At 61.5% G+C, this 26,656-nt stretch carries 22 protein-coding genes; 4 read left to right on the top strand and 18 right to left on the bottom strand.

Annotated elements, in window-relative coordinates; genetic code table 11:
• Positions 1-870 carry an AraC family transcriptional regulator gene (locus tag JKL48_RS03285; protein WP_201978357.1) on the bottom strand — a complete coding sequence of 290 codons (870 nt, stop codon included), beginning with the start codon at positions 868-870 and terminating at the stop codon, positions 1-3.
• 122 nt (positions 871-992) lie between these two features.
• Here JKL48_RS03285 and JKL48_RS03280 point away from each other — a divergent pair, with 122 nt between their 5' ends.
• Positions 993-2,138, top strand: coding sequence for an XdhC family protein (locus JKL48_RS03280; RefSeq protein WP_201978355.1), 1,146 nt, complete (start codon positions 993-995; stop codon positions 2,136-2,138).
• Between the two features lie 56 nt (positions 2,139-2,194).
• Here the strand turns inward: JKL48_RS03280 and JKL48_RS03275 are convergent, their stop codons facing one another.
• The gene (locus JKL48_RS03275; RefSeq protein ID WP_201978353.1) at positions 2,195-3,124 is read right to left on the bottom strand and encodes a DUF6268 family outer membrane beta-barrel protein; all 930 of its coding nucleotides are present in this window, start codon (positions 3,122-3,124) and stop codon (positions 2,195-2,197) included.
• 111 nt (positions 3,125-3,235) lie between these two features.
• On the opposite strand from JKL48_RS03275, the gene purU reads away from it, so the two are divergent.
• Positions 3,236-4,069, top strand: a complete 834-nt coding sequence (gene purU / locus JKL48_RS03270) for a formyltetrahydrofolate deformylase (RefSeq protein WP_201978351.1) — start codon at positions 3,236-3,238, stop codon at positions 4,067-4,069.
• A gap of 81 nt (positions 4,070-4,150) precedes the next feature.
• Here purU and JKL48_RS03265 read toward each other — a convergent pair whose 3' ends face one another.
• The 16 genes from JKL48_RS03265 to JKL48_RS03190 form a co-directional block, all read right to left on the bottom strand.
• The gene (locus tag JKL48_RS03265; protein WP_201978348.1) at positions 4,151-4,408 is read right to left on the bottom strand and encodes a hypothetical protein; all 258 of its coding nucleotides are present in this window, start codon (positions 4,406-4,408) and stop codon (positions 4,151-4,153) included.
• Positions 4,409-4,508: 100 nt separating this feature from the next.
• The gene (locus JKL48_RS03260; protein ID WP_201978346.1) at positions 4,509-5,468 is read right to left on the bottom strand and encodes a T9SS type A sorting domain-containing protein; all 960 of its coding nucleotides are present in this window, start codon (positions 5,466-5,468) and stop codon (positions 4,509-4,511) included.
• A gap of 285 nt (positions 5,469-5,753) precedes the next feature.
• Positions 5,754-7,142 (bottom strand): NAD-dependent dihydropyrimidine dehydrogenase subunit PreA, encoded by a 1,389-nt coding sequence (preA, locus tag JKL48_RS03255; protein WP_201978344.1) that lies wholly within the window; start codon positions 7,140-7,142, stop codon positions 5,754-5,756.
• 118 nt (positions 7,143-7,260) lie between these two features.
• A complete protein-coding gene (locus JKL48_RS03250) occupies positions 7,261-8,586 on the bottom strand; it encodes an FAD-dependent oxidoreductase (protein WP_201978343.1) in 1,326 nt (441 codons plus the stop codon).
• A gap of 118 nt (positions 8,587-8,704) precedes the next feature.
• The gene (locus JKL48_RS03245; protein ID WP_236668590.1) at positions 8,705-9,571 is read right to left on the bottom strand and encodes a nitrilase-related carbon-nitrogen hydrolase; all 867 of its coding nucleotides are present in this window, start codon (positions 9,569-9,571) and stop codon (positions 8,705-8,707) included.
• A gap of 183 nt (positions 9,572-9,754) precedes the next feature.
• Entirely contained in the window at positions 9,755-11,128 is a 1,374-nt protein-coding gene (hydA, locus tag JKL48_RS03240; RefSeq protein ID WP_201978342.1) for a dihydropyrimidinase, read from the bottom strand.
• 92 nt (positions 11,129-11,220) lie between these two features.
• Entirely contained in the window at positions 11,221-12,573 is a 1,353-nt protein-coding gene (locus JKL48_RS03235) for an aminotransferase class III-fold pyridoxal phosphate-dependent enzyme (RefSeq protein WP_236668589.1), read from the bottom strand.
• A 74-nt stretch (positions 12,574-12,647) separates the two neighbouring features.
• Positions 12,648-12,944, bottom strand: coding sequence for a GIY-YIG nuclease family protein (locus JKL48_RS03230; protein ID WP_201978341.1), 297 nt, complete (start codon positions 12,942-12,944; stop codon positions 12,648-12,650).
• 123 nt (positions 12,945-13,067) lie between these two features.
• Positions 13,068-14,540: a CoA-acylating methylmalonate-semialdehyde dehydrogenase gene (locus tag JKL48_RS03225; RefSeq protein WP_236668588.1), complete on the bottom strand. Its 1,473-nt coding sequence runs from the start codon at positions 14,538-14,540 to the stop codon at positions 13,068-13,070.
• 216 nt (positions 14,541-14,756) lie between these two features.
• On the bottom strand, positions 14,757-15,383 hold the full coding sequence (locus JKL48_RS03220) for a cyclase family protein (protein ID WP_201978340.1): 627 nt from the start codon (positions 15,381-15,383) through the stop codon (positions 14,757-14,759).
• A gap of 111 nt (positions 15,384-15,494) precedes the next feature.
• Positions 15,495-18,134 carry an MGH1-like glycoside hydrolase domain-containing protein gene (locus JKL48_RS03215; protein ID WP_201978339.1) on the bottom strand — a complete coding sequence of 880 codons (2,640 nt, stop codon included), beginning with the start codon at positions 18,132-18,134 and terminating at the stop codon, positions 15,495-15,497.
• A gap of 114 nt (positions 18,135-18,248) precedes the next feature.
• Positions 18,249-19,064: an SDR family oxidoreductase gene (locus tag JKL48_RS03210; RefSeq protein ID WP_201978338.1), complete on the bottom strand. Its 816-nt coding sequence runs from the start codon at positions 19,062-19,064 to the stop codon at positions 18,249-18,251.
• Positions 19,065-19,147: 83 nt separating this feature from the next.
• A complete protein-coding gene (locus tag JKL48_RS23500) occupies positions 19,148-21,064 on the bottom strand; it encodes a WG repeat-containing protein (RefSeq protein ID WP_201978336.1) in 1,917 nt (638 codons plus the stop codon).
• 112 nt (positions 21,065-21,176) lie between these two features.
• Positions 21,177-21,668, bottom strand: coding sequence for a DUF6799 domain-containing protein (locus JKL48_RS03200; RefSeq protein ID WP_201978334.1), 492 nt, complete (start codon positions 21,666-21,668; stop codon positions 21,177-21,179).
• A 179-nt stretch (positions 21,669-21,847) separates the two neighbouring features.
• Entirely contained in the window at positions 21,848-23,209 is a 1,362-nt protein-coding gene (locus JKL48_RS03195; RefSeq protein ID WP_201978333.1) for a sensor histidine kinase, read from the bottom strand.
• A gap of 96 nt (positions 23,210-23,305) precedes the next feature.
• Entirely contained in the window at positions 23,306-23,983 is a 678-nt protein-coding gene (locus JKL48_RS03190; protein ID WP_201978331.1) for a response regulator transcription factor, read from the bottom strand.
• A 177-nt stretch (positions 23,984-24,160) separates the two neighbouring features.
• Between JKL48_RS03190 and JKL48_RS03185 the strand changes: the two genes are divergently transcribed.
• Both JKL48_RS03185 and JKL48_RS03180 read left to right on the top strand, forming a co-directional pair.
• On the top strand, positions 24,161-25,501 hold the full coding sequence (locus JKL48_RS03185) for a TolC family protein (protein WP_201978330.1): 1,341 nt from the start codon (positions 24,161-24,163) through the stop codon (positions 25,499-25,501).
• Between the two features lie 153 nt (positions 25,502-25,654).
• Positions 25,655-26,614 (top strand): efflux RND transporter periplasmic adaptor subunit, encoded by a 960-nt coding sequence (locus tag JKL48_RS03180; protein WP_201978329.1) that lies wholly within the window; start codon positions 25,655-25,657, stop codon positions 26,612-26,614.
• The last annotated feature ends 42 nt before the right edge of the window (positions 26,615-26,656 follow it).

Here is a 26,656-nt window from a genome sequence, read left to right as displayed (position 1 = left end):
TTACAGGCGCTGCCGGTAAGTAGCCGGCGAAACGCCGATTTCCTTTCGGAAAAACCGGCCAAATGCGGACTGGTCGGCGAAATGCAGCGTGTCGGCAATCTGGCCGATGGTGAGGGCGGGGTTTTGCAGCAGCACATGGGCTTCGAGCAATACCGCTTCGGCCAGCCATTCCAGGGCGCGCTTGCCGGTGGCTTCCTTCACGGTCTCGGCCAGGTGCTTGGGGGTAATGCAGAGCTTGCCGGCGTAGTAAGTCAGGCTCCGCTCGGTGGCGTAATGGGTGCTTACCAGCTGCTTAAATTCGGCAGCAATGAGTTGGCTTCGGGTCCGCATAGCGTTGCCCGCAACGGACTGCTGGCTGTAAACCGGCGCAATTTCGTGCAGCAGAATATGGATGAGGCTGCGCAGAATTTCCTCCCGGTAGGCGTGCGGCGCGTCGTATTTCTGCTCGATGGCCACGAGCACCGCCGCAATGCTGCTGGCCTGGGTGGGCGGCAGCTGAACCACATGCCGGGCATCGCGCTCGAAAAATGAGAAAGTGTCCGGGTTCAGGCTGCTGCTGGCCGAGATAAAATCCCGGGTAAAAAAGATGCTCAGGGCATCGAAATCATCCGACATAAAGGCCCATTGCTTGATGACGTACGGCGAGAGTACCATCAGGGAATTTGGGCCGATATCGTAGGTTTCCAGATTGGCCTTGAGGCGGGCGCTGCCTTGGCGGCAGAGGCCAATTTTGTAGTAGTTGCTGCGATACGGCCGGTCGATAGGCAGGTGGGATGCGGCCGAATTCGGCCCCAGAAAAAACACCGCTTTCGGCCCGCTCTCGGCTTCGGAGAGGCTGGCTAGTTGATAAACGGGGATAGTGGCGCTCATACAGGTCAATCTACACGGCGCGGGCCGGCCGGTGTTTCCTCTCCCAAACCACCCAAACCGATATCGGGTTTAAATAACCCCGCCCCGCCCCCGGGCGTATTTCCTGCGCAACCTACCGCCCCATGACTGAACTCCAACGCCTGCTCCTTGCCTACGACCAGCACCGCGCCGAGGCCCGCCCTTGCGCCCTGGCCACTGTAGTCGAGGTATTGGGCTCGGCCTACCGCCGACCCGGCGCCCGCATGCTCGTCACCGACGATGGCCAGCTGACCGGGGCCATCAGCGGGGGGTGCCTGGAGGGCGATGCCCGCCAGCGGGCCCGCCAGGCCATTTTCCGGGGCCAGCCCGCACTGGTTACCTACGACACCCGCGACGAAGACGACCCGCGCCATGGCCTCGGCCCCGGCTGCCAGGGCGTAGTGCGTATTCTGCTCGAGCCGCTGGATTTTTCAGCCCCCGACAACCCAATGGAACTGCTACGCGGCTTTGCCCAATATCCCGCAACGGCGGTGCTAGCCACTGTTTTTGAAACGGATGCCTCCGGCCTGCGGGCCACGGTGGGGCAGCGCGTGCTGCTGTCGGCAGCCGGGGCCGTGCGGGGCACTCCCCTGCTGGCCGCTCCGCTCGCCGAGGCGGCCCGGGCCACCTTCGAGCAGGGCAAATCGCAGATTCTGGACGTGGAAACCGATGCTGGCCCGGTGCGGGCGTTGCTGGAGGTGCTCGCGCCACCGCTGCGGCTGGTGGTGTATGGCGCCGGCAACGATGCCCAGCCGCTGGTGCACCTAGCCGCCTCGCTCGGCTGGCACATAACGGTAGTCGACGGCCGCCCCAACCTGGCTACTACGGCCCGCTTCCCGGAAGCGGCCGACGTACGCATTGTGCCCGTGCGCGAGCTAGCCGAGCTGGCGCCCGATGCAGGGGCTTACCATGTGCTGCTCAGCCACAACTATGCGTATGATTTGGCCGCATTACAAACGCTGCTGCCCTCCGCCGCGCCCTACATTGGCCTGCTGGGTCCCCGCGCCAAAGCCGGGCGGCTGCTGCGCGAGGAAGAGCTGGATTTGTCGGAGCTTGAAATAGCTGAGGCGCTGCAAAACCGCCTGCACAGCCCCATCGGCCTGACGCTGGGCGGCGAAACGCCGGAAGAAATTGCGCTGGCTATTGTGGCTGAAATTCAGGCGGTGAAGAATGGCCGGCGCCCCCAGCACTTGCGCGATACTACAGCGGCTATTCACGCCGATTCGCCCAAGACAGAGCACGTAGCATAAGCTTCAGCCTGGATATTTCATCGCCAAGCGCAGCCCAACTACAGCGGGCGTCGGAGCTAGGGCGCCGGCACCCGGTAGCTGAGCGCCAGCCGGAAGGCCGCGCCTTTCTCAATGTGCGGGTTCAGCGGCGTTGGTGCTTTGCCGAGGCCGATATAGTCGAGGGTGGCTGGACATTGGTCGTTCTGCGCATACACATCCAGCCGGCGCGTAACGGCGTAAGCGGCCGTGGCCCGCAGCACCCAATGCGCACTCAGATACCGCTCGGCAAAGAGCCCGTAGTGGCCCTGCTGGTACTGGAAATACCGGTCTTGCTCCTGCAGGCGGTAGGCGGTATTAATGCCATTCAGGTTGAACCCCAGGTTCACTTTTGGGCCAGCGGCGTAGCTGATATTGAAAGTGGTAGGTAGGTCGCCAAACGCCCGCCACCGCTCTCCCAGCCGCCAGTCGACACCTAGCAGCAGCACGTACTGCGGCCCGTAGAATTGCTGCCGGTAGCCCACCGTGAGGCGGTAGGCGCGACGAGCATTGCGGCGGTAGGCCGCCCGTACCACGCCGCCCCAGGTCACATCGGCCCCACGCACATCGCGCAGGTCGGAGTTGAGCGCGGGCAGGGCCAGGGCCGTTAGCTCTAGTTGGGGCGAGAGGCGCTGGCGGTAGCCCAGTATTGGCGAGAGGCCGTACACGCTGCTCACGGCAAAGCCGGGCCGGTCGCCGCTGAAACGGAGGGTTTCGGCGCTGGCGCCCAGCAACAGGCCGCGGCTGCTATCGGCGGCCACCGCCACGGGCACGATGATGTTGGCGCGAAATACGTCGGCGCGGAAGCTGTGCTCGCCGACGTTTGTCATTTTCAGCGGGAGCACTTCGTAGCTCAGGCCAATGCCTTCGGCGTAGCCCTGCGCCTGGCTGGTGTGGGGGCGCAACAGGCTGCCTGCCACTAGCAAAACCGGCAACGCCCGGGCAAAAAAGTGAGGTAAGCGTCGTGGCATAGCTTAAGCAAAAGGGAGAGCCGGCAAAGAAACAACACGCCGTCCTATTCGAATCGCGCTATTTTTACCGCTCATCCTTTTGCCGCGACGGTAGCTCGTGGCCTTCCCGCTATGGCACATCTGGTCCTCATTCACTGCTCCGACGAGCCGGGCTTGGTTTATAAAATCACGGGAGTGCTTTTCAAGCACGGCCTCAACATTGTCCGCAACGGCGAGTTTGTGGACCGCGAGGGCAACCAGTTTTTTATGCGCACCGAAGTGGCCGGCCCCTTCGACGCTGGCGCGATTCACGCCGAGCTCCAGCACGTGCTGCCGCCGGGCGCCAAAATCCGGCTCACCAATAACCAACCAAAAAACATTGTGCTCATGGCCACCAAGGAGCACCACTGCCTGAGCGAACTGCTGGTGCGCCACGAGTTTGGCGAGCTCAACGCCCGCGTGCTGGCCGTCATCAGCAACTACGAAGTGCTGGGCGACCTCACCCGAAAGTTCAACCTCCCGTTTCACTACCTCACCCACACCGGCCGCAGCCGCGAAGCCCACGAGGCCGAAGTGCTGGCGGTGCTGGCGCAATACCAGCCCGATTTTGTAGTGCTGGCCAAGTACATGCGCATCCTGTCGTCAGAATTTGTGGCCCACTACACCAACCGGCTGGTCAATATCCACCACTCGTTTCTGCCCGCTTTTGTGGGGGCCAGTCCCTACGCCCAAGCCTTTGCGCGGGGCGTAAAAATCATCGGCGCCACGGCACATTTTGTCAACAATGAGCTCGACCAAGGCCCCATTATCGCCCAGAATGTCATTCCCATCGACCATACCCAGAGTGCCCACGAAATGGCCCAGGCCGGCCGCGACATTGAGAAAATCACCCTGGCCCGCTCCCTCAAAATGGTGTTTGATGAGCAGGTATTTGTGCACGGCAATAAGACCGTGATTTTCGACTGAGCACTGCCAGTCAACCGCTTATAAACGCCAAACGCCCGCCTGATGGGGCGGGCGTTTGGTTATTGATTTCACTTGGCAACCTTAGCGGCCACGGCCGTGGTAGCCACCACGCCCGCCTCCGTGGTAGCCGCCCTCGCCGTGGTAGCCGCCACCGTAGTACGGCCGGGCCGGCGCCACAATCACCGTACGCGGAGCATAATACGGCCGGGCGTAGCCATAACCATAGGGCTGAACCGGCGGGTAATAGCCGTACCCCCCATAGCCAGGACCTGCGGCCACGCAGCCGCCCAGCATAAACAGGCTGATAAACAAGGCAAAAATTACTGATTTGCGTTTCATACTATTGGGAAGCGTGTAAAAACACGTCGATTTAAAAAGTGACTGTTCTTGTACAATCACTAAACAAAATGCGGACCAGAATCAGTTGCAAACACCCGCTTTATTCCAGCACCACGCGCTGAAAAAGGGTCGCCGTGCCGGGCGCACTAAGCCGAAGCGTGTAGATGCCCGGCGCCAAGCTGCGCACGTCCATTGTGTGGCCGGCCACGGCCTTTTGCTGCATCACTGGCCGGCCCGTAATGTCCAGCACGGTCAGCTGCGCCTCCGGGTTCGTGGAGGGCGACAGTTGTACGGTCAGAAACCCGGTGCCGGCCGTCGGATTGGGATACACGGTGAAACCGGCTGCTTCGGCGCGGGCCTGGGTGGTAGCCAGCAACGTGCCACTCGTCGCATTGTAGCCAATACTGGGCCAGCCAATGGCACGGAAGCCAACGAAGGCTCCCATGTAGCCGGGGTCGGTGCCGTGGCAAATGGGTGACTGCGGCTGCATGTACTGCGCCAAATTGCCCAACTGCTCGTAGATGCGGCCCGTCCAGCTTCCTGCCATCGTGGCGCCGGCCACCGGCGTCAGATGCGCCCGAAACCAGCGCAACGAACGCCCCCCGACCACCTGCCGCCCCACACTGTCAACAGTGACTTGCGCCAGCCCCGACGCGCACGGCCCAAACGGCGTGACCATGGGCGTCGGCCAGGTGCTGCCGCGCACGGCCGCAAAGTCGTAGAGCGTGTAAAATAGGCCAGTGGCCTGCACCTCCACCCGGTCATTCACCACGCGGGTAACTACCTTCGGAAGGCTGTAGGCAGGCCCCGGCGTCGAAACGGTGGGAAACGCCACCCAAAAAGAGGAACGAATGACACGGGTAAGAATCTGCGCGGGCTGTCCGGCCACCACCGTGTCGCGCTGGTACTGGACCGTTACGGTTCCAAACTCGTTAAACACGCCATAATTGTATACCCAGGTTGCCCCCGCCGGACACCAGATGGCCGGATTTGCCGACTGCGCCTTCACGGTGAGATGAAACGTCGGCAGCAGGAAAAGCGCGAGTAGAATTGATTTCATGGCGTTTGACTTCGTGATGGTGGCAAACAAGTTACGAAGCTATTTAGAAAGTCGGCCTCGGGTGCCTATCAGTCATCCTAAGCGCAGCGAAGGACCTTCTCACGCCTGCAGAATCGCCGTTCCGTTGGGATAAGGTCCTTCGCTGCGCTCAAAATGACGTCGGGTTTCACTTGCTAAACAGTTTTTACGTAAGAATAACCCACACAAGTCACACAATAGAAAGACCCTTTGGCTTACCGCCGAAGGGTCTTTCTATTGTGTGGCGGCTCCAGGCATGAGAATGCCTTATGCTTCGGTCGGCACTTTGGTTTCCCCGTTGATGACGCGGGCTTTGCCGGGCAGTGTTTTGTGACGCTCTTTGCCCAGGGCAGCGCTGGGTTCGGGCACCCAGTGGTGGCGGCCACCGGCTTGCTCGTCCTCAAATTCGGTGGGAATGTCGCCGGCTTCGGTGCGCTCCTTCCAAGTCACGTGTTGGGTCCCGTCGTCGGTGCGCTCCATTGTGATGCACTGCTCCACGGGGCACACCAGCGAGCACAGGTTGCAGCCCACGCAGTTTTCCTCAATGATTTCGGGCACGCGGGTGCCGGCGTTCAGCTTGATGGCCTGGTGGGCGCCGTCTTCACAGGCGGTGTAGCACAGCTGGCAGCCAATGCACTTGTCCTCGTTGATGTTGGCCGTGACCTTGTACTTCATGTTCAGGTCTTCCCAGTGCAGCACGTTGGGCAGGGCCTTGCCCACCATCTGGTCGATGGTGTGGAAGCCCTTCTCCACCATGTACTGCTCAAGGCCGGAAGTCATCTCGCGAATGATGCCGAAACCGAAGTGCATCACCGCCGTGCACACCTGCACCGAGCTGGCGCCCAGCAGGATGTGCTCCACCGCATCGCGCCAGTTCTCGATGCCGCCAATGCCCGAGATGGGCAGCTTGATATCGGGGTGCTGCGCACAGTTTTTCACCATGTTCAGGGCAATGGGCTTAACGGCCGGGCCGCAGTAGCCGCCGTTGGTGCCCTTGCCATCCACAATCGGGTACGGCGCGTACTGGTCCAAATCAACGCCCACAATGCTCTGAATCGTGTTGATGAGCGAAATAGCATCCGCGCCAGCGCGCCGGGCGGCCATAGCAGGCTCCGTAATGTCGGTGATGTTAGGCGTGAGCTTCACGATGACGGGCTTTTGGGCCACTTCCATCACCCACTCCACAATCATCTGCAGCACTTTGGGCTCCTGCCCCACGGCCGAGCCCATGCCGCGCTCGCACATACCGTGCGGACAGCCAAAGTTCAACTCGAAGCCGTCGGCGCCGGCGTCCTGGCTCTGGCGCACGATGTCGTGCCACTCCTGCCGGCTCTGCACCATGAGCGAGGCGATGACGGCGTGGTTGGGGAAGCGCTTTTTCACTTCCTCAATCTCGCGCAGGTTGTGCGAGAGCGGCCGGTCGGAAATCAGCTCGATGTTGTTGAAGCCCACGAGGCGTTTGTCGCGGTAGTTCACGCCGCCGTAGCGGCTCGATACGTTCACGACAGGCACACCCAGCGTCTTCCACACCGCGCCACCCCAGCCGGCGTCGAAAGCTTTCATGACTTGATAGCCGGAGTTGGTGGGCGGGGCCGAAGCCAGCCAGAAGGGGTTCGGCGATTTAATGCCGGCGAAATTGATGGATAAATCAGGCATTTTTTTATTCTTCAGAACGTCATGCTGAGCGTAGCCGAAGCATCTCGCTCGCATCGTTAAACGATTTATTTTCTACCACACGCGAGATGCTTCGGCTACGCTCAGCATGACGTGCTTTTTACTTGCTCAGATAAGCGTGGATGCCGCGCGCCGTGAGCTTGGCTTCGGCCGCAGCGTTCACCACTTCGGCGCCGCCATTCCAGGCATCGCCGGAGGCGAAGTACTTCGGGTTCGAAGTCTGCCCGGTGTGGGCATTGGCGATGATGCGGCCCTTGCCGTCCAGCTTCAGGCCTGGAATCAGGCTCAGGAATTCAGTCTGTTTGGCCTGGCCAGTGGCTTTAATCACCATATCGCAGGGCTCCACAAACTCAGAACCGGCAATTTCCGACACCTTACCATCTTTGGTTTCGGTGCGAATAAATTTTACGCCCGACACGTAGCCGTTGCCGGTAATTTCCACCGGCGCCACGTTGAACATGCCCTTAACTCCTACCCCCTTGGCCAGGTCGTACTCGAACTCGTAAGCACCCATTTCCTCCTTGGCACGGCGATAGGCCAGAATCACATTTTCCGCGCCGAGACGCGAAGATTCAGAGGCGGCATCCATGGCCGTGTTGCCGCCACCCAACACAATTACCCTGCGCCCCACGGCTACTTTGTGCTGATGCTGACGCAATTCGGCAATAAATTCCACCGCGCCGGTGCAATTGATTTTGTCCTCGCCCGGCAAACCCAATTCATTGGTTTTACCGAGGCCAATCCCGAGGAAAATAGCGTCGTACTTATCCTCCAATTTTTCTAATTCCTCACGCGAAGAAATAGCGGAATTGAAATGCACATTGTAGCCGAATTGCGCCTGCAAATAGGCCATCTCGGCCAGCGTTTCTTCGTTGGTTATTTTATACGGCGCAACGCCATAAACGGTGAGTCCGGAAGGCTGTGCTTTCGCCTCGAAAACATCTACGCCATAGCCCAAGGAGCGCAATTCGCAAGCCGCCGAAATACCCGCCGGACCGGCGCCAATCACAGCCACTTTCTTGCCATTATCCGTACCGGGGCCGAACAGCTTCTCGCCGCTCTTAATCACCTTGGTAGTAGCAAAACTCTGCAGCCGGCCAATCTCAATTGGCTTCACTTCCTGCAGGTTATATACGCAGGCGCCTTCGCAGAGCACTTCCGTCGGGCACACTTTGCCGCAGGCATTGCCGAAGTAGTTGGCCTCGTAAATAGTGCGCGCCGCGCCGGTGTCGTTACCCGAATTAATCTGGCGGATAAACTGCGGAATATCAATCCCCGACGGGCACGCTTTTATACACGGCGCATCGAAGCAGAAAAGGCAGCGGGAGCTTTCGTAGAGCGCCTCGGTGCGGTTCATCACCGGCTTTAATTGCGCGAAATTTTCCGCGAATTGCTGCTCGGTGGTAGGTGTAGAAAATTCGGCCATCTTTAGGAATGTTGAGTTTTGAGTTTTGAATGTTGAGTGAAAAATATTGAGTGTTGAATTTGAGACCGAATACTATCCGGCACTCAATTCAACACTCAACATTCAGCACTCAAAACTTCTATAGTTCCACCAGTTTCTCGTAGGTTTCGGGGCGACGGTCGCGGAAGAACTGCCAGGTATTGCGCACTTCCTCAATCATATCGAGGTCGAATTCGGCAATCAGCAATTCGTCTTTGTACTCATCGGCCTGCGCGATAATCTGGCCGCGCGGGTCCACGAAGTAGCTGGTGCCGTAGAAGCGGCCCAGGTTCCAAGGTTTTTCCTCGCCCACGCGGTTGATGCAGCCCATGAAATAGCCGTTGGCGGCCGCGTGGGCGGGCTGCTCAAGCTTCCAGAGGTACTGTGAGAGGCCGGCCACGGTGGCCGAGGGGTTGTACACAATTTCGGCGCCGTTCAGGCCCAGGATGCGGGCGCCGTCGGGGAAGTGGCGGTCGTAGCAGATGTAGACGCCCACTTTGGCGTACTTGGTTTGGAACACGGGGTAGCCCATGTTGCCGGGCTTGAAGAAGAACTTCTCCCAGAAGCCGGTGGTGTGGGGAATATGGTTTTTGCGGTATTTGCCGAGGTAGGTGCCATCGGCATCAATCACAGCGGCGGTGTTGTAGAGGAAACCGGCCGACTCGCGCTCATACACGGGCACAATCATCACCATGTTGTACTTCTTGGCGTATTCGGCCATGCGGTCCGTGGTCGGGCCGGGCACCGATTCGGCCGAGGCGTACCAGGCTTTGTCTTGGCCGGGGCAGAAGTAAGGGGTGTTGAATATTTCCTGCAGGCAGAGAATCTGCACGCCCTGACGACCGGCTTCATCAATGAGAGGAATGTGCTTGGCTTCCATGGCGGCCATGATTTCCTGGATGGTACCTTCGCCTTCGGTCATCGGCAGGCTCATCTGAATGAGGCCGGATTTAATAATTCTGGGCATTGGGGTTATTAGGTGGGGTTGAGTTTTATTGTGTTGATTTCAGAACGTCAGCAAAATAGAACGTCATGCTGAGCTTGTCGAAGCATCTCTACTGCTTCGTTGAGTTGGTATTGATTACTGCCACAGTAGAGATGCTTCGGCAAGCTCAGCATGACCGGCTTGCGGCGCCGAACTTTATTCGTTCTAAATGTTCGTCTTGCCGCGCTTGATAAACTGGCCGTAACCTTTTGCTACTTTGGTTTCGCCGGCATCGACGGCTACTTGGCCGCGTAGCAGCACGGTGTCGATTTTACCGGTCAGTTCCCAGCCTTCGTAAGCGGAATAGTCACAGTTCATGTGGTGCGTATTCGCCGAAATCGTGTGCTTTTTATTTGGGTCGAAAATAACTAAATCAGCATCCGCACCAATGCTGATGGTGCCTTTGCGCGGGAACATGCCAAAGATTTTCGCGGCGTTGGTCGAAGTCACTTCTACAAATTTCTGCGGCGTGATTTTGCCGGTATTTACGCCCTCCGAAAATAGCAGCTCCATGCGGTGCTCGATGGCGGGGTGGCCGTTCGGGATTTTCGAGAAGTCGTCCTTGCCCATCATTTTCTGCTCCCACATAAAGGGGCAATGGTCGGTGCCGACCACGTTCACGAGGCCCTGATTTAAACCAGCCCAGAGAGTGGCCTGGTCCTTCTTCTCGCGCAGCGGGGGCGACATTACCCACTTCGCGCCGTTGGCCTCGTCTTCGTATAGCGAAGCATCCAGCGTGAGGTACTGAATGCAGGTTTCGACCAACACGCGCTGGTTACGCTCGGTGGCGCGGCGCACCTGGTTGAGCGCGCCCTCGCAGGTGAGGTGCACGATGTAGGCATTTACGCCCGTGTAGTTGGCGATGTCGGCGAAGCGGCCCGAGGCTTCGGATTCCGTCACTTCGGGCTGCGAGAGGTAATGGTAGAGCGGCGTGAGCTTGCCCTGCGCCCGGTGCTGGGCGATGAGCGTATCAATCATGTCGCCGTTGGTGGCATGGGCCGTCACGAGGCCGCCGTGCTTCTTCACTTCCTGCATCAGGCCCACCATCTGCGCATCGTCAATCATGAGCGCGCCTTTATAGGCCATGAAGGTTTTGAAGGAGGTGATGCCCTCGGTCACCATGTCCTTGATTTCCTCCTTGGTGCTCGGGTTAAAATCCGTCACGGCCATGTGGAAGCTGTAGTCGCCCACGGCGTTGCCGGTGGCGCGGCCGCTCCATTCTTCAAAGGCAGAACGTAGCGAATTGCCCTGCTTTTGCAGAATGAAGTCGATGACGGTGGTGGTGCCGCCGTGCAGGGCGGCGCGGGTGCCGGTTTCGTAGGTATCGGAGCTGAAAGTGCCCATGAAGGGCATTTCAAGGTGCACGTGCGGGTCGATGCCGCCGGGCATCACCATCTTACCGGTGCAGTCAATCATCTCCGCCCCATCGGCCGACAAGTTGCGGCCGATGGACACGATGGTTTCACCTTCAATCAGAATATCGCAGACGGCGTCCGAATCGGCGGTGACGACGCGGCCGTTTTTGAGGAGAATGGACATGTGAAAAGTAGCGCGGACTTTCAGTCCGCAGCCTTGCATAGTTTGTGGGGCTCTATTGTTGTCTGTCGTGGACTAAAAGTCCGCGCTACGTGCTAGTTCACGTACTTATCCGCAATGCTGATGGCCTCCGAAATAATAGCCAAACCCTCATCAATCTCCTCCTTATTAATTGTCAGCGGGGGACAAATGAAGATGTAGTTCCAGCGCACGAAGGTGTACATGCCCAGCTCACGGATTTTGGCAGCTACCTGGTTCATGATGTCCATTTGGGCGGGCGTGGCGTTCCAGGGGGCCATGGGCTCTTTGGTTTCGCGGTTTTTCACCAGCTCGAGGCAGCCGAAGAGGCCGGTGTTGCGCCAGTCGCCGATGCTGGGGTGGTGACGCATGAGCTGGGCCACTTGCTCGTCCATGTACCGGCCCATTTCCACGGTGTTTTCGAGGAGGTTGTCCGACTCATAGATATCGAGCACGGCCACGGCAGCGGCGCACGAAACCGGGTGGGCCGAGTACGTGAGGCCGAGCGGCAGGGGCTTGTCGTCGAAGGACTTGGCAATTTTCTCGTCCACCATCACCGCGCCCAGGGGCAAGTAACCGGCGGTGATGCCCTTGGCCATGCACATAATGTCAATTTTGACATTATGGTGGTCGGAGCCGAACCACTTGCCGGTACGGCCGAAGCCCGACATCACCTCATCAGCAATGAGCAGGATGCCATGCTTGTCGCAGATTTCGCGCACCCGCGTCCAGTAGCCGGGCGGGTACTTGATGCAGCCCGAGGTGCCCGACTCCCCTTCCATGATGATGGCCGCCACGCTGCCGGGGTTCTCGTATCCTATTATGCGCTCCATGGCGTCGGCAGCGCGCTGGGCGCACTGCTCGGGCGTTTCGGAGTACCAGGGGCAGCGGTAGAAATAGGGGTTTTCGACGTGCACGGTGCCGGGCATGGCCTGGCTGTCGACGGCAAACTTGCGGGGGTCGCCGCCCACGCTCATGGCGCCGTAGCTGGCCCCGTGAAACGACTGGTAGAGCGACACAATCTTGTGGCGACCGGTGTACACCCGCGCCAGCTTGATGGCGTTTTCGATTGCTTCGGCCCCGCCCAGTGTGAAAAACGCCTTGGTGAGGTTACCTGCGGTGATTTCGGCCAGGCGCTTGCCGAGGTCGCCGCGGGCCTTGGTAATCATGCCGGGGTACACGTAGCTGAGCTCGCGCATCTGGGCGGCCACGGCTTCGGTCACGCGCTGGTCGCCGTGGCCGATGTTCACGTTCATGAGCTGGGCCGAGAAGTCGAGGTAGCGCTTGCCGTCGCGGTCGTACACGTACACGCCCTCGGCGCGCTCGGCGTTGATGGGGTTCAGGCCCGTTTGCTTCGACCATGAGAAGAGGGTATGGTCGAGGTTGTCGTGCAGGATTTGGTCTTTGTCGGTGGCGAAGGTGGTTTCCATTATCGTTGGTTCTGTTTTGAACGTCATGCCGAGCGTAGCCGAGGCATCTCGCGTGCTGTCGTTGGATGTTTTTACTAGCCGCTCCAATTTTGTAAATCTATCGGTTCCCAGTCAGGATTAAGCGTGTCGATTAGAAATTCCTTTTTGGCGCGAGTCCAGTTTTTGATTTGCTTTTCGCGGGCAATTGCCTGCTTGGCATCGGGACTGGTTTCGAAATAGACGAGCAAGTTGCATTGATAGCGACCTGTGAATTTACCCCATTCACCTAAGCCTTCACCATGCTCGTAAAGGCGGCGTTCCAGATTATTGGTAACGCCGGTGTAGAGCACTGTTTGGGCTGGATTAGTGAGAATGTAAACGTAGAAGCTCATCCTGGAACGTCATGCCGAGCGCAGCCGAGGCATCTCGCTCGAAGTCGTTGAACGATTGGGTTGCCATTGCACGCGAGATGCCTCGGCTGCGCTCGGCATGACGTTCTTTTTCTGACCGACCAACTAGCTCATCCAGTTGACCCGCGACTCGGGGTTCCACTTCGTCGTAGTCTTCTTCAGCTGCGTCCAAAATTCAATGGAGCTTTTGCCGGTGATGTCGCAGGCGCCGAATTTCGAGTCGTTCCAACCGCCGAAGGAGAAGGGCTCGCGGGGCACGGGCACGCCGATGTTCACGCCAATCATGCCGGCGTTGGCGTGGTCCATCACGTAGCGGGCGCTGCTGCCGCTGCTGGTAAACACGGCAGCGGCGTTGCCGTAGGGGTTGGCGTTTTCGATGGCCAGGGCCTCATCCAAGGTGTTGGTGCGCATGATGGCGAGCACCGGGCCGAAGACTTCTTCCTGGGCAATGCGCATGTCGGGCGTCACGTAGTCGATGACGGTGGCGCCCACATAGTAGCCGTCTTCGTGGCCGGGCACTACGGCGTTGCGGCCGTCGAGCAGGACTTTGGCGCCGGCGGCTTCAGCTTCGCTGATGTGCTTTTCGATGCGCGCTTTGGCCTCTTTGCTGATGACGGAGCCGAGGTTCTGGCCGGCCACAATCTTCTTGGCTTCTTCCACAATTTTGGCCACGATGCCATCTACCGCGCCCACGCCGACCATGGTGGAGCCGGCCATGCAGCGCTGGCCCGCGCAGCCCGACATGCTGGCGGCCACGTTAGAGGCCGTCATTTCGGGGTGGGCGTCGGGCAGCACCATCAGGTGGTTTTTGGCGCCGCCGAGGGCTACGCAGCGCTTCAGGTTGCTGGTGGCGCGGATGTACACGACTTTGGCAATCTTGGTAGAGCCCACGAAGCTCACGGCCTGGATGTCGGGGTGGTCGCAGATGGCTTCCACGATTTCCTTGTCGCCGTTCACCACGTTCAGCACGCCGTCGGGCAAGCCGGCTTCTTTCAGCAGCTCGGCAATTTTTACGGCGCTCAGGGGCACCTGTTCCGAGGGCTTCAGAATCATGGTGTTGCCCAGCACGATGGCATTCGGGATGGTCCAGTGGGGCACCATGTTGGGGAAGTTGAACGGGGCGATGCTGGCCACCACGCCCAGCGGCTTGCGCTCGGCACGGGCTTCCACGCCCTTGCTCACTTCCAGGAATTCGCCCTGGATGAGCTGCGGCATGGAGCAGGCAAACTCGGTCAGCTCGATGGCTTTTTCGACTTCGGCACGGGCTTCGTCGTAGGTTTTGCCGTTTTCCTCGCGCACGAGGTCGGCCAGGGCCTTCATGTCGCGCTCCAGCAGGGTTTTGTAGCGGTAGAAAATCTGCACCCGCTCCTTGATGGGCGTGGCCGACCAAGCGGGGAAGGCGGCTTTGGCAGCCTGCACGGCGACGTCGAGCGCGGCGGCGTTGCTGAGGGGCAAAGTGGAAATCAGTTGCCCATTAAGGGGCGAAAATACGTCCATGGTGGGCGTAGCAGCAGATTCTTGGGGTTGACCAGCCACGTAATTGCGAATGGCCGGATACTTCAAAGTTTGGACTTCCATGTTACCGTAATGTTAAGCGGGGTGCAAGCTAAGGGTTTTGCGGGAGACAACCCAGCGCCGCAATCGTTTCCGATAAAAATATTTTGCGCCGAATCATCAACTGTGTTGTCGCGCTGGCTTCGTTCGGGCTAAAGTAGTCAGGCGCCGCAAAACAACGAATGATTGTTTTGCGGCGCCTGTGTTATGTTTTTAAACGTTTGGCAGCTTATGTCATCCTCATAGAGGCCGGAGCAGCACGCGGGCGGGCGCGCCGTCGCTGTCCACTATTTTTAGTGGTAGGCAAAGCATCTCGTACTCGCCAGGCAGAATGTGTTGCAAAGCGAGGCCCTCAATTACGCAAATGCCGGCGTCGAGCAAGGTGTGGTGGGTGTCGGCTTTGCCCACGGACAGGTAGTCGACGCCCACGCATACCACGCCCAAGTCGCGCAGGTGCCGGGCCGCATCGGCGTCGAGGGCCACAAAATCAGGCTGGAACGGCGCGGTGCTCCATTCGGCATCCGAGATGCGGGTGCGGAACAGCAGCCGGTCGCCGGGCCGGATTTCCAGGGGTTGAATCTCGGCGAGGCTGATGCTGCGCGGGTCGGTGATGGCCACGACGCGGGCCGGGCCCATGAGGCGGCTGAGGTCGATGGTGGTGCTGTCGCCGGCGTTGGCGGTGAAGTGCAGCGGGGCGTCGACGTGGGTGCCGGTGTGGGCACTCATCGATACTTCCGTGACATTGGCCGCCGCGCCGGTGGCAATGCTGAGCGTTTTTTTGACGTGAACGGGCGCGTTGTCGGGCCAGTGCACCATGCCGTCGCTGATGGGCGTGGTGGCGTCGAGCCAAGTGGAGGGGACGGGCATAGGATTAAAGCGTCATGCAGAGCGCAGCGAAGCATCTCGCTCGCAATAGTGACTCAATCGAATGAATTGCGTTGCGCACGCGAGATGCTTCGCTGCGCTCTGCATGACGATTTAACTACCCCCGCTGCGCGGCTGGAGCAGTTTGGCAATCAATCCCGTCCAGCCGGTTTGGTGGCTGGCGCCGAGGCCGTGGCCGTTGTCGGCGTGGAAGTATTCGTGAAACCAGAGATAGTCGCGGAAATCGGGGTCGGTTTGCAGTTGTTTGTCTTCGCCGAAACAAGCACGCCGGCCAGTTTCGGGGTCGCGCAGGAATAGTTTGGTGAGGCGGGTAGTGAGGGCATCGGCCACGGCCAGCAGGGTCACGGTCTGGCCGGAATTGGTGGGATATTCCACCTTGAAATCGTCGCCGTAGTAGTGGTGGAAGCGTTGGAGCGACTCGATGAGCATAAAGTTCATGGGCATCCAGATGGGGCCTCGCCAGTTGGAATTGCCCCCGAAGAGGCTGGTCTGCGACTCGGCCGGCTCGTAGTTCACCTTGAACTGGGTTTCGGTGCCGCGAAACACGAACGGGCGCTCCAGATGATAGCGCGAGAGGCTGCGCACGCCGTAGGGCGAGAGGAATTCCGTCTCGTCCAACATTCTGGCCAACAGTCGCTTCACTCGGTGGCCACGTAGGAGTGAGAGCAGGTGTCGGGCTCCCTTGCCGGGGTCTTGCCAGCGCGACACCAGGGCCGCCAACACCGGGCGGTTGTCCAGAAACCAGTTCATGCGAGCCAGAAAGCGGGGTGCGCCGGCCAGCAGTTCCTCGTCGATTACCTCCACGGCAAACATCGGGATGAGGCCCACCAGGCTGCGCACTTTTAGCAGCTCGTGGCCGCGGTCGGGCGTGTTCAGGGCGTCGTAATAGAACTCGTCCTCGTCGTCCCAGAGGTCCATGTGGTCGTTGGCCACGTTGGTCATGGCCTCGGCAATGTAGAGGAAGTGCTCGAAGAACTTGCTAGCCAAGTCCTGGTACACAGGGTTGGTCTGGCTCAGCTCCAGCGCAATACGCATCATGTTGAGGGCGTACATGGCCACCCAGGCAGTGCCGTCGGCCTGCTCCAGAAAGCCACCGTAGGGCAACGGCGCCGAGCGGTCGAACACACCAATGTTGTCGAGGCCCAGAAAGCCGCCCTCGAAGATGTTGTGGCCGTCGCGGTCCTTGCGGTTCACCCACCAGGTAAAATTGAGCAGCAGGCGGTGGAAAATGATTTCCAGGAAAGCCACGTCGCCGGCATCGCCGCGGGCCTTCTGGTCCATTTTGAACACCCGCCAGGTGGCGTAGGCGTGCACCGGCGGGTTCACGTCGCTCAGCTTCCACTCGTAGGCGGGCAGCTGGCCGTTGGGGTGCATGTACCAGTCGCGGCACAGCAGCCGGAGCTGCCCTTTGGCAAACTGCGGGTCGAGCTGGGCTAGCGGCAGGCAGTGAAAAGCCAGGTCCCATGCCGCGTACCAGGGATATTCCCACTTGTCGGGCATGGAAATGACGTGGCCGTTGTTGAGATGCGTCCAGCCCGTGCCGTTGCGGCCGTCGCGGCGCTCGGGCGGGGGCGGCGGCAGGGCCGGGTCGCCGGCCAGCCACTGCGGCACATCGTAATAATAGAACTGCTTGCTCCAGAGCATGCCGGCAAAGGCCTGGCGCTGCACCAGCCGAGCGTCCGGGTCGGTCAGGTCGGCCTGAATGACCTGGTAGAACTGGTCGGCCTCGGTTTCGCGCAGGGCCAGGGTTTGGTCGAAGTCGGCGAAGGGGGCGGTGAGGCCCGGCGCGGCCAGGCGCAGGCGCACCACGCGGGTGGCGCCCGGCCCAATGCTCAACTCGTATTGCGCGGCGGCTTTGGTACCGGTACGGGCCGGGTTCACGGCATCGTATTGGTTGTGCAGCAGGAAGTTGTTGATGCCGTCCTTGAAAAACTGCTCGTCGGAAGGCGCGTCGTAGAGGCGGGCGTTGTTGGTGGCGTTTTCGCAGAACAGCAGCGCGGGCGCTTCGTCGCAGTAGAGCGTGAGCGGGCCCAGGTCCTTGTGCTCGGCCAGCAGGTGGCCCGCTGCGGTGGCCGAAATGGTGGGCCGGTAGGGGTCGTTGCCCCAGGCCCAGGTATTGCGGAACCAGAGCTGCGGCAGCAGGTGCAGCGTGGTGGCATCGGGCCCCCGGTTCACGACGGTGAGCTGGATGAGGATGTCCTCGGCGTCGGCCTTGGCGTATTCCACAAACACATCGAAGTACCGATTTTCCAGAAAAATTGCCGTATCCATCAGCTCAAATTCCGGCCTCATGCGGTCGCGGCGGGCATTTTCCGTCACCAGCCACTCGTAGGGGTACGCATGCTGCGGGTACTTGTAGAGCATGCGCTGGTAGGAGTGCGTGGGCGTGGCGTCGAGGTAATAATACACCTCCTTCACGTCCTCGCCGTGGTTGCCCTCGGTGCCACTCAGCCCAAAAAGGCGCTCCTTCAGAATGGCATCCTGCCCGTTCCACAGGCCCAGGCCGAAGCAGATGAGTTGCTCATCGTCGCAGAAGCCGGCCAGGGCTTCCTCGCCCCAGCGGTAGGCGCGGCTGCGGGCCTGGTCGTGGGTGGTGTAGTTCCAGGCGTCGCCGTTGGCGCTGTAGTCTTCGCGCACGGTGCCCCACTGCCGCTCAGATACATAAGGGCCAAATTTGCGCCAGCGCTTGGTGCCGGCGTTGGCTTCCTGGAGGCGTTGGTGTTCGGGAGACATATTTTTAATGAGGAATGAGGAATGAAGAATGAAGAATTGAGAGCAGGGCGATGAAAAGGCCCGTGCGAAGAATTCCTCATTCTTCATTCCTCATTCCTCATTAAGCGCAGCGTCTCAGCCGCCCGAGGCGAAGCCGGGGTAGAGGGTCATGCCGCCGTCCATGAAAATGGTTTGGCCGGTGATGTAGTCGGCTTCGTCGGAAGCGAGCCAGGCAGCGAGGTTGCCGATGTCGTCGGGGTCGCCCACGCGGTTGTAGGGAATGAGGGTGAGCAGGGCTTTTTCCTCCTCGGGCGTGTCGCGGGCCGAAAGGTTGATGGGCGTGGCAATGGCGCCCGGCCCGATGCTGTTGGCCCTGATTTTGTGCGGCGCCAGCTCCTGGGCCACGCTTTTCATGAGCTGCATGATGCCGCCTTTGCTGGCCGCGTAGTTCACGTGCCCACCCCAGGGAATGACTTCGTGCACCGAACTCATGCAAATAATTTTGCCGGCCGCCCTGGAAATTTCGGGCTGCACGCCGCGCCGGATGAACTCGCGGGCACCTTCCCGCAGGCACAGGAACTGGCCGGTCAGGTTCACGTCAATCACCTTTTGCCACTGCTCCAGGGTCATGTCGATAAACGCGGAATCCTGCTGAATGCCCGAGTTGGCCACCACAATGTGGATGGTGCCGAAGTGCTCAATGGCCTGCTTGAACATGGCCTGCACCTGGTCCTCCTTGCTCACATCGGCCTGAATGGCCAGGGCCATGCCGCCGGCGGCCTCAATGGCGGCCACTGTGGCGTTGGCCCCGTCGGCATCGTGGCCGTAGTTCACCACCACTTTGGCACCGTGAGCGGCCAGGCCCTTGGCCACGGCCACCCCTATGCCGGAGCTGGCGCCCGTGACGAGGGCAATTTGATTGGCGAGACGCCGGGGGTCGGGAGTATCCATGCGCGAAAATGAGGAAAAATTTGGATTATATAGCAATACTACAACTTAGGTCTGTTCATTTGGTGAAGGCGCCGGTTTTGGGCCTATTTTATTTCCTCACCGTCCTTATCAATCACGAAGCTGCGGCCGGCCTGGGTCACACGGGCCTTGCCGCCGGCAAAGTCGGCAGCCTGCTGGTAGCGGCCAAATGGCTTGGTGCCCCGGCTGGGGTCGTCGAGGTAATCGGCCGTGATGTAGGTGTAGCCGTCGGGCAGTTTTACGCGGGCCAGGCCCTCGGCAAAGGAATACGCTTCGGCGAAGATGGGAGGCTTTTCGGGCTCGTCGGGGCCGCTGATGTAGTGCCAGCCCCGGTGGTCGAGCACGGCGGCGTGCCCTTCGGCAAAGTCCAACGCGTTGAAATAATAATGGTCGAATTCCTGGCCGTCTTCGTCGATGAATGTGTAGGCCTCCCCCACCCGCACCCGGGCATAGCCGCCGGCGTAGGGGTTCAGCGCGTCGTAGGTGGGAGGCAGCAGGGGCTTGCCTTTTTCATCTACAAAGCCGTAAGCACCGCCCTGGGCCACCACGGCGCGGCCATCCTGAAACGGGCCGGCGGCCGTGAACTGCGCGGGCACCACGGGCTGGCCGCTGGCGTCGGCGTAGCCCCAGCGGCCATTTTCCTGAAACGGTACGGGCGCGCTGCCTCCCATTCGGCTCAGGCCCCAGCCGCCCAACGCCAGCACCGCCACGCCTGCTGCCACGCCCGCCACCAGCCCCACGCGCGTGAACCGGCGCCGCCAGCGACGCAGTTGCTGAAAGCGCATGCCCAAACTAGCCCCAGCGCCCTGCAAGCGGCTGCCTACCCGCTCGGCCAGCGGCACGGCGGCAGCAGGGCGCTGGGAGGAAGGCGCCGACGACGCGGCCACTGGCTCCGCTGCTGGCGCCGGGCGCTCGGGGGCCGAAGCGGGCGGGACCGGATTCCAACTGCCCCGCTCCCCGGTTGGCTGGGTACTGAGCTGTTCGATGAGCTGGCTAAGCTGCTGAATCTTGGCGTCCAATTCCCGGTTGCGGGCTTCAGACTCGGCCCGTGAGGCTTGCATTTCGGCTTCCAGGGCCGCTTTTTCGCGGGTTTCGGCGCCGAGGCGCGACACTAGGGCGGTGGCTTCGGCAGCAACTGGCGGGGCCTGGGCTAGTTCGGCCCGCAACTGGGCAATGCTGCGCTCGCGCTCGGCTTCGCGGGCCGCCAGGGCCTGCATTTGGGCATTCAGGTCGGCCTGCATCTGCTGGCGCAGTTGTTCGAGGTGCTCTTTTTCTTCGCTGCGGGCGGCCACGGCGGCGCGGTCGTAGCCGTAGGGCGGGTCGTCGTCGGGCACGTCATGGGCACCCAGCCAGCCCCAGATGGCGCGGGCTTTTTGGCTAAGAAAACTACCTGCCGCCGTGGCCGCGTCCGAGTAGACGGCCGCCGTGGGCGCGGCCGTACTGGCCGACTCTTTTTCCTCGGCTTTCTTCAAAAAATCCTCCCACTCGGCCGCCCACTCGGCAATGGCGGCCGGGCTGAGGTTGATGGCTGACGAGGCTAGGTCATCGAGACAGCGGCCCAGTTGGGCCGGCTCGGGTAGTAGCCGAAAGGTAGCCGGCGCGGCTTCCAGCGCGGGCCCAACATTGCTCCCCAGCACCACTGGTTCGGCAAACTGCACCACCCCGCTGATAGCGGCCAGGTCAGCTTGTTCGGGGCTAAACCTTGGTTGTAGCCAGGCAGCTACAGCCGCTTTCTGCTGTTGAAACTGTTCAAAGGGATTGTCGAATTCGGCCGGGCCGGGCAGTGGGGCACCGTCGAGCGTCCAGCTGCCATAGCTCAGGGCAGGTATGTTCAGATGGCCGCTGCCGGGTACCAGCACCAGCAGCGTGATGCTGTGCGGGCGCACCACCAGGGCATCGAGGGGTGCTGCTTCGTCTTCCAGCACCAGATTGCCGAGCAGCAGCGCATCGGCTCCTCCATGAGCCTGCAGGGCAGTGCGCACGGCGGCAAACTGCGCAGTTCGCGCCGCATCAGTGAAAGGAGAAGCGAGAAAACTATAAACCATGGGAGCAAAAACGAGTACGGCAAGCAAGGCATTTTAGGCCACGGATGGGTCAGTCGTCCTTCCAGTGGCCCCGGCCTTTGCCGTGCTTTTTCTTGTGCTTTTTGCCTTTGAAAAAGCCTGGGCTGTCATCGTCATTGCCCCGCCCAAACAGCCCGAAAAGGCCCTCCCGCGCCGGCACGGCCCGCACCGGCGCGGGTGCCGGCCGGGTGGCGGTGGCCAAAGCCAGGGTGCCGGCTGCGGTGGTGCGCACCGCCACCGGCCGGCCGCGCAGGTCGCAGCCCTGGCCTTCGCGCAGCTCGGTGCGCTGGCCGCTGGGGCTCACAATGAAACCGTCTTTGGTAACGGTGGCGCCGGTGGGCAGATGCGCGTCGCGGGTCATGGGCCGGGGCTGGCCGTTGCGTACCACCTGCATCTGACCATTGCGACGCTGAAAGCCGTCGTTGTTGGGCTGCTGAGCGCGGGCCCACGCGGGCAGGAGGAGCAGCAGGAGGCCCGCGCAGCCCACCACTTTTCCACGTAAACCTTTAAGTAAAAACAACATACCGAAACATCACCGAGAAGTAAGCCCCCGGCACTGCACGTTCATACGGCAACGGCGAGACCAGGCTGCCCCAATGCCTATTTTTTATGCTGGCCGGCATGGCTCTCCGGCTTAGCGGCCTGCTTTCCGGCGCGGGGGCGTTGGCCTCCAACCGTACCTGGCGGCGCTTGCCACCGGGGCTACTCCGGGCTCATGGCAACCGGGGGCGCGGCGCGGTTGCGTGGCTGGTTGGGGGCGGCAAGGCTGGCCGTTTTCTGCTTTGAAGGCACGGCGGAATCGGGCTTTAAGCGGATGCGCAGCCGGTGCCGCGTGCCCCCTTCGGCAACCGAATAGCTGACGGCCCAGCCGTAATAGCCGCAGATTTGCTGCACAATGCTCAGGCCCAGGCCCGGCGAGTCCGAAGCCGGGTTGTGCTTGCGGAACCGCTCGAAAAACCGCGCCGGGTCGCCCTCAACGGGCAGGCCGGAATTGCTGATGGCCAGCTCCTGTGCCGAGAGGCTCACGGCCAGCTCGCCGCCGCGCACGTTGTGCTTCACGGCGTTTTGCAGCAGGTTTTGGAGCAGGGAGTCGGCCAGGCCGGGGTGCATCTGCACCACCACGGGTGGGTGGCTGATGTCGAGGCCATAGCGCAGCTCCCGGGCATCGAACAGGGGTTCGAGCTGCGCCATTTTTTCTGCCAGCAGCTGGTCGAGGCGCACCGGCTGGGCGTGGGCAAACTGGCGGTTTTCGATTTTACTGAGCAGGCTCAGGGCCTGGTGCAGGCGCGAAAGCCGCAGCGTGGCGCCGTAGAGGTCGGCCACGAGCGGGGCCGCGGCGGGGTCTTCGGCCAGGGCCGGCACTTGCAGCAGCTGTTCCAACTGGGCCTGCATGATGGCCAGGGGCGTCTGGGTTTCGTGGGCGGCGTTGGCCGTGAACTCGCGCAAGTTCTCGTAATCGGCCACCAGGCGCTGGCTGAGGGTGGTGAGGGCCTGGTTCAACTCGGCAAATTCGGAGACGGTGGCCGTGGGCAGCTTCAGCACCTGGTGCTGCTGCAAATCGTAGCCGCGCAGGGCGGCCAGCGTGCGCTGAAACGGCGCCCAGATGCGGCTGGCCAGCCAGCGGTTGAGCAGCACGGTGCCGCCCAGCAGCAGGGCCAGCACGCCCAGCATCACGGCCAGCACCACGCCCAGCAGGTCTTCGGTTTCGACCAGCGACTTGCGCAGCGTCACCCACACCGTGCCTTCGCGGCGGGTGGGCAGCGCAAAGGTGAGCTGGCGGTGGGGCACCTGCTCGTGCTCCTGCGCGTCGTAAATCAAGGTATCGCGGAAGCCCACCGGCTGCGGCTGGGTGCTCACCAACAGCAGGGTTTTGAGCAGGGCCACGGGGGGCAGCTGGTTGGTGCGGGCTTTGTCGAGCAGTTCCCGCTGCCGCGCTGCCAACTGCTCGCCCATCTCGGTGCGCAGGGCCCAGTTCACGCCCTGGTACAAGCCAAAACTCCCCAGGATAAACAAGAGCGTGGCCAGCAGCAGGTAGTAGCGGGTGGTGGTAGCGAGCAGCTTCATGGGGCAGGAAAATCGCGGCAGACAGAGCAAGCGGCCAGCCGCACACGCGGCCGGGCAGCAGGCGTAAAGAGGGGGCACCCGCAAAGCCCGCAACCCTTATTCATGGCTGAGCTTATACCCCACGCCGTACATGGTGCGAATGTAGTTGTCGGCCCCTTTTTCCTGGAGTTTTTTGCGCAGGTTTTTGAGGTGGGTGTAAATAAAGTCAAAGGAATCGGCGGCGTCCACGGCATCGCCGCAGAGGTGTTCGGCAATGGCTTCTTTGGTGAGCACGCGGCCGGGGTTGGCCAGCAGGTAGAGCAGCAGGTCGTACTCCTTGCGGGTGAGGGTCACCAGTTCGCCCCGCACGTGCACTTCGGCCAGGTCGGGCAGCACCAGCAGGTCGCGAAACACCAGCTGCTGCTGGCCCTGAAACTGCCTCCGCCGCAAAATGGCCCGCAGCCGGGCGTTGAGCTCGGACAAGTGAAAGGGCTTGATGAGGTAGTCGTCGGCGCCGAGGTCGAGGCCCGTGATTTTATCGTCCAGCGCATCGCGGGCCGTGACGATGAGCACGCCGGCCGGGGAGCCTTCGGCCTTGAGGGCGCGGAGCAGGTCGAGCCCGGAGCCGTCGGGCAGGGTCAGGTCGAGCAGCACGCAGTCGTACTGGTAAAGCATGATTTTTTCCTGGGCTTGGGCAAAATCGTGGGCTTCCTCCACCACGTAGCCCGCCTGCCGGAGCGAGCTGCGCAAGGCCGTGCGCAGGGCCGATTCATCTTCAACGAGCAGCAGCTTCATAGGGCATGGGACCGGGCCGGCCGGGACATTCGCGGCAACCCACCGCGAAGGAAGAGCAAAATCCTGTACATTTTCTGTGAGCTTGCGCGTATAGGCCGCAGCGGCCGGGCCCCGGCCAGGTCCGATTTTCTTCAGAATCATCCCGCAGCTTTGCGCTGTTGCCATCCCTTTTTCTCCTTGTTTATTCGAAGCCCCTTCCTCATTTGCGCGGTTCTGCTGAGCGGCCTGCTGCCGGAAGCGCCCGCCCGAGCCCAGCAGGTGCCTGACCGGGCCACCATCACGCCGCTGCCGGCCGTGCCGCTGGCCCCCGCCAGCCCGCGCCGCCTGGAAGATTTCCTGCTGGTGGCCCGCCAAAACAGCCCGCTGCTGCGCGAAACCGCCAACCAGCTCGGCCAGAACCGCATCGACAGCCTGGTGCGGGCCCGCCAGAACGGCGTGCAGGTGGCCGGCATTGGCTCGGCGCTGTATTATCCGAGCATCACCAACAGCCGGGGCGAAAGCGTGCTGGGCTACGACAACGCCATTTCGAACGGCGGCAACTACGCGGCCATCGCGCAAGCGACCAAACCCATTCTGAACCGCTTCCAGCTTCAGAACGATTACCAGATAATTGCCAACCAGGGCCAGGTGCTGCGCAATACCGGCCGCCTCTCGGCCTTGGATTTGCGCCGCAGCATCACCGACCAGTTCTTGACCGCCTACGCGGCCGAAACTCAGCTCAATTTCAGCCGCACGCTGCTGGCCGAGCTGCGCCAGCAGGATGCCCTGCTGCACAAGCTGGTGAATGCCGGCATTTTCAAGCAGACGCAGTACCTGAGCTTCTACCTGTCGGTGCGTACCCAGGAAGTAACTGTGGAGCAGAACCAGCTGGCCTACCGCCGCGAGCTGGGCACCCTCCGCGCCCTGGCCGGCGTGGCCGATACGGCGTTGGTGGCCATCGAAACGCCCACCCCGCCCACCCACCGCCCGCTGGCCGGCCTGCTGGCCCCCGCCCAGCGCCAGTACACCCTCGACAGCCTGCGCCTGTTGCTTGACCGCCGCGCCGTGGACGCCAACTACCGCCCCAAGCTCAGCGCCGTGCTAGATGGGGGCTTGCAATCTTCCTCCTATCTGCCGGTGGCGCTGGCGCACAGCGTGGGCATTGGCGCTGGTTTGCAGCTGGCTGTGCCGATTTTTGATGGCCACCAGCGGCAATTGCAATACCAGCGCATCGAACTTAGCGAACAGAGCCGGCGCGGCTACCGGCAGTTTCTCACGGTGCAGCGGCAGCAGCAGTACGAGCAGCTGGAGGGCCTTATTCGGGCCGCCGATGCGCTGCTGGTGCGCATCCGGGAGCAGGTGCGGGTGGCAGATGCGCTGGTGGGCGCGGCGCGCCAGCAGCTGGCTACCGGCGACGTGGCCATTCTCGATTATTTGAACCTAGTGACTAGCTACCGAACGTTACAGTTTAGTTTAACCCAGGCGCAGACCGACCAGCTCCGTAGCCGGTTCGCCCTGGATTACCTGGCCGAACAGTAGAGAAGGTGTAGGGGCGGGGCCTGCCCCCGCCCGCCGTTCGGGGCCGCTTGTTTTGCGTTCCAATAATTACCGCCCGTCATTCACACCGGCCGGTGTAAGTCTCAACAATTACCGTTCAACGACGGGCGGGGGCAGGCCCCGCCCCTACTCCTGATGAATCTCCCCCGCTTTCTCTTTCTCCTCACCCTCGCCAGCCTCACCGCCTGCGGCTCGAAAGACGCCGCTGACACGCCTGCCGACGGCGCGGAAGAGCCCGCCGTGAAGCCCCGCGCCCTTGTTACTATCGGCACGGTGCAGACGGATACCATTGCCGATGTGCTGCGGCTGAGCGCCGTGTCGGCCTACCCGGCCAAGGACGCGCTACGGGCCACCACCACCGGCTACGTGCTGGCGCCTACGCCCGTGGTGGGCCAGCAGGTGCGGGCCGGCCAGACGGTCTTTACCATCCAAACTAAGGAATCGAAAACGCTGCATCTCGACCAGCTCACCGGCGACCCGCGCCTAAAATTCAGCGGCATTATTGCCATCAAATCGGCCCGCAGCGGTATTCTGGCCACGGTGGACAAGCTGGCCGGCGACTACGTGCAGGACGGCGAGCAGCTCGGCCTCACCTACGACAAAAGCCGCTTTGGTTTCGTGCTCGACGTGCCCGTGACCCAGCTGCGCTACGTGCACACGGGCCAGAACTGCCGCATTTTCCTGCCCGATGGCCGCGTGCTGAACGGCCGCGTAGCCGAGGTGCTGGCCACGGCCGACGTCAGCATCCAGACCCAGCGCTACACCATCCGGCCGGTGGGCACCGTGCCCGATTTGCCCGAAAACCTGGCCGTGCAGGTCGAAATCGACAAGACGGCCCCGCACCTGGCCAGCACCCTGCCGCGCGGGGCGGTGCTGACGGATGAAACGCAAACCGCGTTCTGGGTGATGAAGCTGCTCAATGACTCCACGGCCGTGAAGGTCCCGGTGACGGTGGGCGAACAGGACAAGGAGCAGGTTGAAATTAAAAAGCCGGTTTTTTCGGCGAAGGACAAGATTTTGTTGAGCGGCAATTTTGGGCTCGACGACACGGCGGCGGTGAAGGTGACGCGGCCGGCGGCGGCGGAGAAGGAATAGGAAGAACCTCTGAAATGAGCAAAAGGAACGTCATGCAGAGCG

The organism is Hymenobacter rubidus, assembly GCF_016734815.1.
In the GTDB taxonomy this organism is placed as follows: domain Bacteria; phylum Bacteroidota; class Bacteroidia; order Cytophagales; family Hymenobacteraceae; genus Hymenobacter; species Hymenobacter rubidus.
The sequence above is the reverse complement of the archived record's forward strand: the minus strand, read 5'-3'. Positions and strand labels throughout refer to the sequence as shown.